The organism is Terrimonas ferruginea DSM 30193, from assembly GCF_000425585.1.
Taxonomy (GTDB): Bacteria; Bacteroidota; Bacteroidia; order Chitinophagales; family Chitinophagaceae; genus Terrimonas; species Terrimonas ferruginea.
Genome location: NZ_KE384398.1, coordinates 71121 through 83486 on the forward strand (window position 1 = coordinate 71121; position 12366 = coordinate 83486).

General features: G+C 48.7%; 12 protein-coding genes. 8 read left to right on the forward strand and 4 right to left on the reverse strand.

Translation table 11 applies throughout. The features are described 5' to 3' along the window. Positions 1-133: 133 nt before the first annotated feature. The gene (locus H608_RS23700; RefSeq protein WP_028787952.1) at positions 134-766 is read left to right on the forward strand and encodes a porin family protein; all 633 of its coding nucleotides are present in this window, start codon (positions 134-136) and stop codon (positions 764-766) included. A 106-nt stretch (positions 767-872) separates the two neighbouring features. Next, positions 873-2465, forward strand: coding sequence for an NAD(P)/FAD-dependent oxidoreductase (locus H608_RS0112450; RefSeq protein WP_028787953.1), 1593 nt, complete (start codon positions 873-875; stop codon positions 2463-2465). Here the strand turns inward: H608_RS0112450 and H608_RS0112455 are convergent. Continuing rightward, complete coding sequence (locus H608_RS0112455) at positions 2462-3445, reverse strand: zinc dependent phospholipase C family protein (protein WP_028787954.1); 984 nt, start codon at positions 3443-3445, stop codon at positions 2462-2464. The genes H608_RS0112450 and H608_RS0112455 overlap by 4 nt on opposite strands. 244 nt (positions 3446-3689) lie before the next feature. Here H608_RS0112455 and H608_RS0112460 point away from each other — a divergent pair, with 244 nt between their 5' ends. The 3 genes from H608_RS0112460 to H608_RS0112470 all read left to right on the forward strand — a co-directional run bounded on the left by H608_RS0112460 (position 3690) and on the right by H608_RS0112470 (position 7008). Continuing rightward, positions 3690-4625: an ABC transporter ATP-binding protein gene (locus H608_RS0112460; RefSeq protein ID WP_028787955.1), complete on the forward strand. Its 936-nt coding sequence runs from the start codon at positions 3690-3692 to the stop codon at positions 4623-4625. Between the two features lie 43 nt (positions 4626-4668). Beyond that, complete coding sequence (locus tag H608_RS0112465) at positions 4669-5940, forward strand: ABC transporter permease (RefSeq protein ID WP_028787956.1); 1272 nt, start codon at positions 4669-4671, stop codon at positions 5938-5940. A 303-nt stretch (positions 5941-6243) separates the two neighbouring features. Further along, the gene (locus H608_RS0112470; protein ID WP_028787957.1) at positions 6244-7008 is read left to right on the forward strand and encodes a hypothetical protein; all 765 of its coding nucleotides are present in this window, start codon (positions 6244-6246) and stop codon (positions 7006-7008) included. Between the two features lie 110 nt (positions 7009-7118). On the opposite strand, the gene H608_RS0112475 is transcribed toward H608_RS0112470, so the two are convergent. After that, positions 7119-7538, reverse strand: a complete 420-nt coding sequence (locus tag H608_RS0112475) for a DUF4293 domain-containing protein (RefSeq protein ID WP_028787958.1) — start codon at positions 7536-7538, stop codon at positions 7119-7121. Between the two features lie 111 nt (positions 7539-7649). Then, the gene (locus tag H608_RS0112480; RefSeq protein ID WP_028787959.1) at positions 7650-8930 is read right to left on the reverse strand and encodes a serine hydroxymethyltransferase; all 1281 of its coding nucleotides are present in this window, start codon (positions 8928-8930) and stop codon (positions 7650-7652) included. Between the two features lie 307 nt (positions 8931-9237). Between H608_RS0112480 and H608_RS0112485 the strand changes: the two genes are divergently transcribed. Genes H608_RS0112485 through H608_RS0112495 form a run of 3 tightly spaced genes read left to right on the forward strand, consistent with a single transcriptional unit; the run spans position 9238 to position 11661 of the window. Next, positions 9238-10227 (forward strand): sugar phosphate nucleotidyltransferase, encoded by a 990-nt coding sequence (locus H608_RS0112485; RefSeq protein ID WP_028787960.1) that lies wholly within the window; start codon positions 9238-9240, stop codon positions 10225-10227. 13 nt (positions 10228-10240) lie between these two features. Continuing rightward, a complete protein-coding gene (locus H608_RS0112490; protein ID WP_038008391.1) occupies positions 10241-11191 on the forward strand; it encodes an NAD(P)H-dependent flavin oxidoreductase in 951 nt (316 codons plus the stop codon). 44 nt (positions 11192-11235) lie between these two features. After that, positions 11236-11661 carry a carboxypeptidase-like regulatory domain-containing protein gene (locus H608_RS0112495; RefSeq protein WP_028787962.1) on the forward strand — a complete coding sequence of 142 codons (426 nt, stop codon included), beginning with the start codon at positions 11236-11238 and terminating at the stop codon, positions 11659-11661. 94 nt (positions 11662-11755) lie between these two features. Here the strand turns inward: H608_RS0112495 and H608_RS0112500 are convergent, their stop codons facing one another. Beyond that, a complete protein-coding gene (locus H608_RS0112500) occupies positions 11756-12343 on the reverse strand; it encodes an SMI1/KNR4 family protein (RefSeq protein ID WP_038008393.1) in 588 nt (195 codons plus the stop codon). Positions 12344-12366: the final 23 nt, after the last annotated feature.

The following is a 12366-nucleotide window of genomic DNA, read 5'->3' on the forward strand; positions in this document are numbered from 1 at the left end:
CCCGTTTCGCCTGTATCCCGCTACACTCGCGGCTATGCTCTTTCCCGCTCCGGTAAACCGCCCGTTCTTATTATACACTTGGATTAACCAATAATCATTACTTTTGTTCATAACCAAAAATCTAAGACTGATTATGAGAAAAGCTTCTGCCATTCTGGTAGCATTCCTCCTTAGCTGCTCTGCTTTATTTGCACAATACGAAAAAGGTAAACCCGCTGTCGGTGTTAAAACCGGTCTTAACGTAAGCACCTTCCGCACTCCTTTATCTTATTCCGACTTCAACCCTTCATGGGATAAAGCCGGTTTCGTTGCCGGTGCATTCGTGGAGCTTCCGCTGAACAAACGTTTTTCTATCCAACCCGAGTTCCTCTACTCTGCGATGGGTTCAAACGTTGAAAACGACAAGGGAGATACACGCTACCGCTTCAATTATTTTTCCATGCCCCTCCTGGTTAAATTCAAATTCTGCAAAGCATGGAGAGTACTCGCCGGCGTTCAGGGTGATGTACTTTTCCGCGGACGCGAACGCATGGATTATGTCAACGAAACCGTTACCGTTACCGATCGTACCCGCGACTTCGACTTTGGTTATACCGGTGGTATCGAAGGTTTCATCAGCCCGCGCTTCTCCGTTATCGCCCGTTATATCCACGGCATACAGGATGTTAGCCCTACTTCCAATGTAAATACCGCCATGAACCAGGCTGTACAGGCAACCGTTAATTTCTACCTGTGCAAACCCGGCGCTAAGAAAGCGAAAAAATAAGTTTATTCCCTACGGGAAAAATCCCCTCTGCCGGCTAGCAGCGGGGATTTTTTATGCGCATACCTTTAATTACTTTTGCAGCATCCGGGATAAAAACCCGGCAATTATGCAGAAAGATATTTCCCTGAAACTTCGCCCGGCCGAAGCTGCCAGCGATGCCACTATCACTTCCATGATCGCCGCCGCCGAAGGCGTCAGCAGTAAAGCCATCAACGGCTTTCTCATCCGCAAACATTCACTCGACGCACGCAGCCGCCAGCCATGGATCAACCTAACCGTTACCGCTTTTATCAACGAACCCGCACAACCACGCGAACAACCGCAGTTTCCTTTTAAAGATGTACGCAAGGCCAATAAACAGGTGATTATCGTGGGCGCAGGTCCTGCCGGTCTTTTTGCCGCACTCCGTTTATTGGAGTTGGGCATACGGCCCGTCATTCTCGAACGCGGTAAAGATGTGCGCGCCCGCCGCCGCGACCTGGCCGCTTTGAATAAAGAAGGCATCGTTAATCCCGAAAGCAATTATTGCTTTGGTGAAGGCGGCGCCGGCACCTACAGCGACGGCAAGTTGTATACCCGCAGCGGCAAACGCGGCGATATACAACGCATTCTTCAACTCTTCGTGCAGTTCGGCGCAGAGGAAAAAATACTTTACCAGGCACATCCCCATATCGGCACCAACAAATTGCCGCATATCATCACCGATATGCGCAAACAGATCCTCGAGTGCGGCGGCGAATTTTTGTTTGAGCAAAAAGTAACCGACTTCATCCGGGATAAAGGTGAATTAAAAGGCGTTGTCACCGCCTCCGGCGACCGCTTCAACGGAGAGGCCGTGATTCTGGCAACCGGCCACTCGGCCCGCGATATTTTTATTTTATTACAGGAAAAAGGATTGGAGATACAGGCCAAACCTTTTGCATTGGGCGTACGCGTAGAACACCCGCAGTCGCTCATCGATCAGGCACTTTATCATTGCGCCCTCCGCGATCCTTTGTTGCCACCGGCCGCTTACAGCCTGGTGCAACAGGTAGAGGATAAAGGCGTGTTTTCTTTTTGTATGTGTCCCGGTGGCATCATCGCTCCTGCCGCTACGAGCCCGGGTGAACTGGTAGTAAACGGATGGTCGCCTTCCAAACGAAATAATCCCTATGCCAACAGCGGCATCGTAGTGCAAACAGAAATTGCCGAAGCCTTACAATGGCTGAAGAAGCAGGGCCTGCCGCATAAGGCAGAAGATCCCCTCCTGCTCATGCGTTTTCAACAGGAGATAGAAAAACGCGCTTTCCAGGCAGGCGGTGGTTTGTTTAAATCCCCGGCACAACGCATGACCGATTTTACCCGTAATAAAATATCGGAGACTTTACCGGATTGCTCTTATTTACCCGGACTCACATCAGCGCCATTGAATACCGTGCTGCCTCCTTTTATCCATCGGAGACTACAACAGGCGTTTGTGGCCTTCGGCCAAAAGATGAAAGGTTATTTTTCGGAAGAAGCGGTAGTGGTGGCCACGGAATCACGCACGTCCTCACCGGTGCGTATTCCGCGCGATGCAGATACTTTACAGCACCCCCAGTTGCCCGGTCTTTATCCCTGCGCCGAAGGGGCAGGTTACGCCGGAGGTATTGTCAGCGCAGCCATGGATGGCGAGCGCGTAGCCATACAAGCCGCCATACGCTGCGGCGTAGGGGTTTAATCACCCGTTTGGGGCTTCGCTGATATCAGCCAGCCTTTTTCGCGCAGTTTATCTTTGCGGTAAGCTTTTACTTCTTTTTTCCGTATGCTTTTTGCCACCGGTTTGGTATTGATATCGCTTAAATCGGGACGTCCGGCATCTACCCAGGCCGTATACCAGAAGTCGGCAACATATTGGGCTGATAGTAGCAACTGCTCATTGATGGAAGTTCCCAGTGCTTTTGAATAGGCTTTGGCAAATTCTGCCGTGTAGAAACGGCGGTTCTTTCCCCAACGCACCTGCCAGCGGTATTTTGTAGAATCGGTAAACCCGGCAGATACTTCTTTTTCTTTCGCCAGCATCTCGGGCAACAATGAATGCGTATGCCGTACGATATCCCATGCTGCCTGCGCAGGATCTTTGAGATAGGTTGCTTTGTGTTTACTTTTCAGCCGATAGTGTGCCAGTTCGATCTCCGGTACGGTTGTTTCCCACAGGTCATGTATACCACGCTGGTTGGTCTGTTGGCCGTCATAATACAGAGATGTGTGCAAGGGCACATGCGCATCACCGATATAGTGACCTAAGTCCGCCGCATAAAACAGGATGCTGTCGCGGTTCTTGTTGCGGAAGGCTTCTGTAAGTCTTTGCTGGATAACCACGATCTGGTAAGGCAGGTGTCCGTATTTGATGAGCGTATCGGGCGCATATACTTTTATGGCATCTGCCCAGCGAATGGGCATTTTCCAGGCGGCGGAGTCGCCATAGTATTCCAGGTCGATAAAATGTTTGGTGGCTTCGGTGCTGTCGCTGCTGCGGCGCTGATCCGGACGTGGCGCGTTGTACACCAGTTCGTCTTTATAACTGTAAAAGAATGATTGCAGGGACGATGGCAACTGGTAGATGGCCAGTTGATTGACAGTACGGTGTACCAGGTATCCCCAGCTTCCAAGCATGACAAGGGTCAGCAATCCAAGAGCAAGCAACGTAACACGGCGCATATGGTTCAATTTGAGGCAAAGTTAGAGAGAAGCAATGTGGAAATGTGTCAGATACGCCGCCCGGTAAACCGGCCGGCGTATCTGGAGATGTGAAAATTAAATACAGCGACTTAAACATTTTCACATGGCCCCTGCGAAGCAGGGCACATTTACACATTTACGTATTCAATTGTGCCTTTCATCCTTTTCTCCCCTTCCGTTAACCGCAGGTGACTATATTTGTTATCTAAAATTACCTGCAGGTATGGCACTACTTCAACTCAACAATCTCCAGAAAAATTTTGCCACCCAGCGAGCGGTCAACGATATCAGCCTTACCATCGAGCAAGGTCAGATATTCGGTTTGCTGGGTCCCAATGGTGCGGGCAAAACCACGCTTATCCGCATGATTACCGGCATCTTCTACCCTGATCAGGGGGAGATCATTTTCGACGGACGTCCCTTCGATCCTATCAACGATGTGGCTTATATCGGATATATGCCCGAAGAACGCGGACTTTATAAGAAAATGAAGATCGGTGAACAAACCCTTTATCTGGCACAACTCAAAGGCCTCGGCAAAGCCGAAGCCACCCGCAAGATCAAAGAATGGTTTGTACGCTTCAACATGGAAAGCTGGTGGAACAAGAAAGTAGAAGACCTCTCAAAAGGTATGTCGCAGAAGCTGCAATTTGTGACCACCGTACTGCACGAACCCAAACTCATCATTCTCGATGAACCCTTCAGTGGTCTCGATCCCGTGAACGCCGATCTGATCAAGGAAGAAATCCATAACCTGGCCCGCAAAGGCGCTACCGTTATTTTCAGTACACACCGGATGGAACAGGTAGAAGAAATTTGCGACCACATTGCGCTGGTAAACAAAGGCGAGAAAATACTCGACGGTACCGTACAACAGGTAAAACAGGATTTTAAAGAAAATCTTTTCCGCGTTGCCTTTAATGGCCCCGTATTGCCGGAGCATTTGGCTATTCATCTTTTCGAAGTAAAAGAAAAGCGTGACAACAGCCTGATACTGCAGCGCAACGAAGGATTCAGCAACAATGATATCCTGCAATATTTCATCAACAAAGGATTGGGCATTGAATCATTCAACGAAATCCTTCCTTCGCTGCATGAAATATTTATCCGGTTGGTGCAAGACACGCCAACTGCCCGCCAATTCGAAAAGACAAACTAATCATCCACCGCGTTGTGCGGCTACACACTAAACTAACACGGCAATGAAAAAGATTAAACTCATCATACAAAGGGAATTTCTTACGCGGGTGCGCAAGAGAACCTTCATCATCAGCACACTGCTGTTTCCCCTGCTCTACCTGGCACTGATCTTCGGCACCAGTTATATCGGCGCCAAAAGCAAGGCCAACCTGAAAATAGCCGTACTCGACTCCTCGGGCTTATTTGACCGCGGACGTATCGAGCGGGCAAATGCAACGGATGCCTCCAGCCAACTGGTATTGGTAAAAGACAATGCCGACAGCCTGCAGAAAAACTTTAAGGCCATGGGTTACGATGGTTATATCATCGTGCCCGCCAACACCAGTGTGGAAACGATCCCGCATGAGTTGGTAATGAATACCAACCGTACCATCGGTTCCGCGTCGGAAGTGCAATCCAAGCTCAATACCATCTGGGACGAGCTCAAATATGAAAAACTCGGTATCGACGACGAGAAACAAAAAACACTCAGCGCAAGCCGCATACAGGTAAAACCTGAGAACGTGAACGACCGCAAATCGGATTCCCGGGTGGCCAGCACCATGGGTGTCGTGTCGGGTTTCCTGATCTACTTCATCCTGCTGGTATATGGTTCGCAGGTAATGATGGGGGTAATGGAAGAAAAAACCAACCGCATTGCGGAAGTGATGGTATCCTCCGTAAAACCTTTCCAACTGATGCTGGGCAAGATCATCGGCATCGGACTGGTGGCTCTGACTCAATTTTTATTATGGATCGCGTTCATCTTTATCATTTATAATGTGACCAAAGCGTCAGGCGCGGGCAGCTCGATGGTCAGTGGTATGGTGGGTAATGTGCAGAGCGTATTCCTGAGCGTAAATCTGCCGGTGGTACTGGGCTGTTTTGGCTTCTATTTCCTCGGCGGTTTCTTCTTCTACTCATCCCTGTATGCCGCTATCGGCAGCGCGGTGAATGAAGACATGCGCGAGGCGCAATCACTCAGCTTCCCTGTAACGCTGCTGATCATTTTCTCTATCTCCCTCATGACGATTGCCACCAGCGATCCTACCGGACCCGTGGCCGTATGGGGCAGCATCATACCGCTTACTTCTCCCATCGTAATGATGGCGCGTATTCCGTTTGGCATACCCGGAACCGTACAGGTGTGGGAACTGATCCTTTCGATGGGATTATTAATCGCTGGTTTCATCTTCACCACCTGGTTTGCCGGCAAGATCTACCGCACCGGCATCCTGATGTATGGCAAGAAACCAACCTGGAAGGAAATGTTTAAGTGGGCAATGAGGAAGTGAGGATCCGCCTGCGGCGGAATTTGAAAATTTGAAAATGTAAATACAAGCTCAACCCAAAGTGTTGAAAAGCCGTGGCTCCTGAAAGCAGCCGCGGCTTTTTTGCGTCTTTGCTCCATTGACGATTCACTATTGACCATTCACTATTGACCATTCACTATTGACTATTGACCATTGACCATTGACCATTCACGATTCACGTTTTGTTAAAATTTATGTTAACAGCCCAAAAGCTGTAACAAATTACGAATTCAATCGTATATATTTACGAAACATTTCGTTTAACAGCCAAAAAACACAAATAGCATGAAACCAATGCCAATCCGCAAACGCCCCCTGCTCCTCACTTTGTGCGCAGCCACCTTCCTGACAGCCCTCGTTTCCTGGGACTTTCAATCAGGCGCCAGGAACACCGCCCCACAAGCAGACACCACCCCCAAAAGCCGCAGCGAAGTCACCAATATTGATGATGCCATTGCCGCTCTTGATGAAGCTGAAGTAAAGGTCAATTTCGATGAAATCCGCACTACCGTGGAAGATGCGCTCAAACACGTGAAAAGCAAAGAATTCCAGGCCGAGATCGAAAAAGCAATGGCAGAAGCCAAAAAAGCTTTGCAGGAAGTAGACTGGCAAAAAATCCAGACCGAAGTACAGGCTGCCATGAAAAGCGTAGACATGGAAAAGATTAAAGCCGACATCGAAAAAGTGAACGAAAAAGAAATGAAGAAGGTAGCCGAAGAAATGAAAAAAGTGCAGGAAGAATTGAAGAAAGTGCAACCCGAAGTAGACAAGGCCATGGCCACCGCCAAAAAAGAACTCGAGAAGGCCAAGGTGGAAATCGAAGCAGCGCGCGTGAAAGTGAAAGATTACAAAGTAGTGGTTGACGGTTTGCACGAAGCCGGCCTGATCGACAAAAACAAAGATTATAAAATAGAAGCCAAAAACGGTGAGCTGTTCATCAACGGAACAAAAGCCGATAGCAAAGTGGCTGATAAATACCGCTCGATCCTCAACAAGTACAAAAGCTTCCGCGTGAGCAAGAGCGAGGGTTCATTCACCATTAACGAATGATTATTGGCAGTAAGCCAAAACCAACCATTTCATTTGCGTTTAGTTTATACCACAACAAAGCCCGGCTATTCATGGCCGGGCTTCTCATTTATTTTTTTAAGGGGAAAATATCAGCGCAGTTTATCGAGACTTTTCACCAGGCGTTGATCATTCCTGATACCGCGGATCGCCATGATAAATCCGACCGCCGTACCGAAAGTGAACAAACACCACAATGCCATACTCCCGGAGTTAAATGCCTGTACGTATTTGAAGTACACGGCAATCAATCCAAGGCTCAGCAACAAACCAACTATTGCCAGTTTCAGTTGCAGCGAACGGTTCTTGTATTGAAAGATAGTGATCAGCGATAGTACGATGGTAGCCGCAGCAAGAATCAGGAGAAAGAAGTTATCGCCGCTGTCAAGTGAAGCAGCCTCGATCATTTTCGCATCATTAAGTCTCGTACCCTCATAGAAAGGAAACTTAAAAGTCAATGCAGCGAAAGCGGCAGAAAGGATCAACCAAAGTGTTTGCTGGCGTTGTATCATAAAGTTCGTTTTGTTGTAAAACTAAAGAAAATCGTGAATCGTCAATCGTGAATAAACAGGCTGTATCACTTAATACTTACTACTTATTACTTAAAACTTATAACGGCTGTTTCATCCCAACTCCGGGTACAACGGAAACTGCTGCATAAAATTCTTCACTTCATCCTTCACCGCCGCAATTACTTTCTCATCATCTGCATTGGTCAGTACATTATCGATCAGGTCAACAATATTCGCCACATCGGCCTCTTTCAGTCCGCGGGTGGTAACAGCCGGTACGCCTACACGGATACCTGAGGTGACGAACGGTGATTTATCATCGAAAGGAACGGCATTTTTGTTCAGGGTGATATGTGCTTTGTCGAGTGTTTCCTGTGCTTTTTTGCCGGTCAGGTTTTTATTGCGCAGATCGATCAGCATCAGGTGGTTGTCGGTGCCTTCACTGATGAGGTTGTAACCTTTGCTCACAAATGCTTTGGCCATGGCCTGCGCATTGGCGATCACCTGTTTGCCATATACGGCAAACTCATCGCTGAGTATTTCGCCGAAAGCAACGGCTTTGGCGGCAATAACGTGCTCCAGCGGACCGCCCTGCGTTCCCGGAAACACAGCCAGATCGAGCAGTTGGCTCATGGTACGCGTATTGCCTTTCGGGTCTTTGATGCCCCAGGGGTTTTCAAAGTCGTGACGCAGCATGATCACACCGCCGCGGGGACCGCGGAGGGTTTTGTGCGTAGTGGACGTTACGATATGGCAATGATCAAACGGATCGTTCAGCAGCCCTTTGGCGATCAGTCCCGCAGGGTGCGCAATGTCAGCCAGTACGATGGCTCCGATCTTGTCTGCCACCTCGCGAATGCGTTTATAATCCCAGTCGCGGCTGTAAGCGGACGCACCGCAGATAATCATGCGGGGTTTTTCTTTCAGCGCTACGGCTTCCAGTTGTTCGTAATCGACCAGGCCGGTTTCTTTTTTTACTCCGTAAAAATGTGCTTCGTAGGTTTTACCGCTGAAGTTGGCCGGACTGCCGTGTGTAAGGTGTCCGCCCATGCTGAGGTCGAGACCCAAGACTTTATCACCGGGGCGCATCACTGCCAGGAACACCGCGCCGTTGGCTTGTGCGCCGCTGTGTGGCTGCACGTTGGCCCAGCTCAGGTTGAAAATCTGCTTCAAACGGTCGATAGCCAGTGTTTCAATCTCATCCACTACCTCGCAACCGCCATAATAACGCTTGCCGGGGTAGCCTTCCGCATATTTGTTGGTAGGTACGGAGCCCATTGCCTGCATTACCTGCAGGGAGGTAAAATTCTCTGAAGCGATCAGTTCAATACCATTGCGCTGGCGCTGCAGTTCTTTCTGGATGAGGTCGAAGACCAGGGTATCTTTTTGCATGGCGCAAAGGTAGTCGTCAAATGTGAAAATGTATCCCGCTTTTAGCGGGAATGTGAAAATGTGCAAATGAAGCCGGCAATAGGTGAATAAGTGAATAGGTGAATGGTCAATAGTGAATGGGGAATCGTGAATGGACACCTATCCAGGCATATTACTTAAACTTACTACTTATCACTTACAACCGGCTGTTTCATTTGCACATTTACACATTTACACACTTTCACATTATAGTTTTTTATGTCAAAAACACACTTTCAAATTTTTCCTTACTTTCACAGGCTGTTTTTAGCAAAACAACGTTAGGTTAATGAAGGCAATCATTCCCGTAGCAGGGGCCGGCACCAAACTGCGTCCGCACAGTTACACCCAGCCCAAAGCACTTATCCCTCTGGCCGGTAAAACCGTTCTGAGCATCATTATTGAACAACTTCGCGAAGCTGGCATACAGGAGTTTATTTTCATCGTGGGTTATCTCGGTGATAAAATATTCGACTATGTGCAGGCCAAACATCCCGATATTCAAGCCCATTACGTTCATCAGCCCGACCGCCAGGGTGTAGGCCACGCCATCCGCCTGGCCCGCAACCTCGTCAACGGCGATGAAATTTTTGTGGTACTCGGCGATACCATCTGCGAATACGATGTACAGGCCGTGGTCAACCATCCACATTCCATGATCGGCGTACGCAAAGTAGACGACCCGCGCGATTTCGGCGTAGCCGAGATCAACGACGACGGAGCCATCGAGCACGTGGTGGAGAAACCACATATTCCGAAGTCCAACATGGCCATGGTCGGTATCTACAAGATCCGCGAAAGCACACAGATGTTTGAATGCATCGAAAACAACATCCTCCAGGGGTTACGCAGCCACGGCGAGTTCAGTCTTACCGACGCGCTCGACTGCATGATCCGCACAGGTGTGCGTTTTGATTCCTTCAAAGTAGACAGTTGGTTCGATTGCGGACGTAAAGAAACCATGCTCGAATCCAATGCCATCCTGCTGAAGAAATTCAACGCAGACCAACACGAATACCAGTTTGAGAACACGGTAATCATCAAACCCGTCAGTATCGGAGAAGGATGTGCCATCCGCAATTCGATTATCGGTCCCAATGTGACCATCGGAGAAAATACGAAGCTGGATTATTCCATTGTCAAAAACTCAATCGTCGGTTCTTATTCCAATCTGTATGATATTGTACTGGAAGAATCCATCATCGGCAGCGATACAGCGCTGCGCGGAGAATCCAGAACCCTGAATATCGGCGACAATACCAGCATCGACCTGGGCTGATAAATTCTTGTACATGGCTTTTGAAAATCGCATTACCCGGCTTTTCGGCATTCGTTATCCCCTTGTACAGGCAGGTATGATCTGGGCAAGCGGCTGGCGGCTGGCCAGAGCAGTGAGTAATGCAGGCGGTCTCGGCCTGCTCGGTGCCGGCTCCATGTACCCCGATGTTTTACGCGAACATATCCGCCGTTGCAAAGAAGCCACCTCCCATCCTTTCGGTGTCAATGTGCCCCTGCTCTATCCCAATATTGAGGAGCACATGCAGATCATCCGCGAGGAAAAAGTCCCCATCGTTTTTACCTCTGCCGGCAATCCCAGGACATGGACTTCCATTCTCAAAGAAGAAGGCATTACCGTAGTGCATGTGGTCAGCAGCAGCAAGTTTGCCCGCAAAGCCGAAGAGGCGGGTTGCGACGCCGTGGTGGCCGAAGGTTTTGAAGCCGGCGGGCACAACGGACGCGAAGAGACCACGACCCTGGTCCTGATCCCCGCCGTTGCGGCTGCTGTGAATATACCCGTCATTGCTGCAGGAGGTATCGCCACAGGCCGTCAGGCCTTTGCCGCCATGGTACTCGGGGCAGAGGGCGCCCAGCTCGGCACACGCTTCGTAGCCAGCGAGGAAGCGTCCTCCCACCTGCATTTTAAAGAAGCCGTACTGAAAGCTACGGAAGGCGATACACAGCTCTCCCTGAAACAGTTAACACCGGTTCGCCTGCTGAAGAACCGCTTTTTCCAGGATGTGCAGGCCGCCGAGCTCCGCGGCGCCCCGCCGGAAGAATTAATAAAACTGCTGGGACGCGCCCGTGCCAAAAAAGGCATGTTTGAGGGCGATATGGACGAGGGCGAACTCGAGATCGGACAGGTGGCTGCACTCGTCAGAAATATTCTCCCTGCCGGTCAAATCGTGGAAGAGGTCTGGAAAGAGTGGGAAGCCGCTTTGGAAAATCCACTGAAAATGCTTTAATTTTATACTAACCGATTTCTCCCAAAACCGAATAAACTTATTTTATGAAAGCAAAGCTGCTTTTACTCGTGCCTGCAGTGATCGCTGTGCAGGCAGCCAATGCGGGTAATATCGACCCGAAAGAGCCTTGTGAAAAATCCGGCACCTGCAATCTTAAAAAGAAAAATGACGTCAACGGTAAAGTGACGCAGTCCGATAGCAAACGGCCATTGAAAAATGTGAGCGTTACCGCTTACCCCGTCGACCGCAAGGAAGCCACCGTTATTCAAACCAACGATAACGGCCACTATGTATTCGACGAACTCAAACCAGGCGTTTACAAATTTGTTTTTGAAAAATCAGGCTATAAAAAAATCGTCCGCGATAAAATAACCATCCGTACAGATGAAGGCTTTCAGCTTGACATCGAAATGACAGAACAAAAGGTGATCGAAGTAGCACCTTCTCCGCTGCATTTTTCCGACTTCTGACGATTGACAACTTATAAATAGGAAAAGGTGGTATCAACATAACTGACGCCACCTTTTTTATTATATCCAGACAAACTTAGCTGATCCGGTCAACTTAATACGCCGGGTCTATGAAATCATACCCCTTGTCTATCAACAACTGCAAGTAACTCTCAAAATCAACTGCTATCACCTTAAAACTGTCCGGGTCGTGTAGGAAACGGACCACCTGTCCTGACCGTCCTTCTTTTGTCGGGTTGAAATCAATATAGAGAGAAGATGTACCGCCATTGTTCATGCAATCCGCGAAGCAAAGCCATTTGTTCATGTTTACATCAGGATCAATTCCCTTGCCTAAAAGTCCCGGTTCTTTATCCAGATAATCTTCATAACGAGTACGGATGCTTTCCCTATATTTATCCGCTTCTATAATTTGTTCTACTGATTTTAGATAATATGGATATTCGGTCACATCTGACCCTAATATTAAAACAGCAATCTCTTTGTCTTCATAAGCTTGCCAATACGTACCATTGATCTGTCCTAGTAATTGTAACAAAGCAGCAGGGCATTCGGGGAATTGCTCTTTCAGTTTGGCAAGTTGACATTCCGTAGCACCTTTCGCACTAGCCAGGTCAGTTTTGTCTTCCTCAGATAGATGTTCATATAGTCCTTTGAGATACTTATCTACAATTGTGTCCATAGTAACAATGCACTTTTACATTC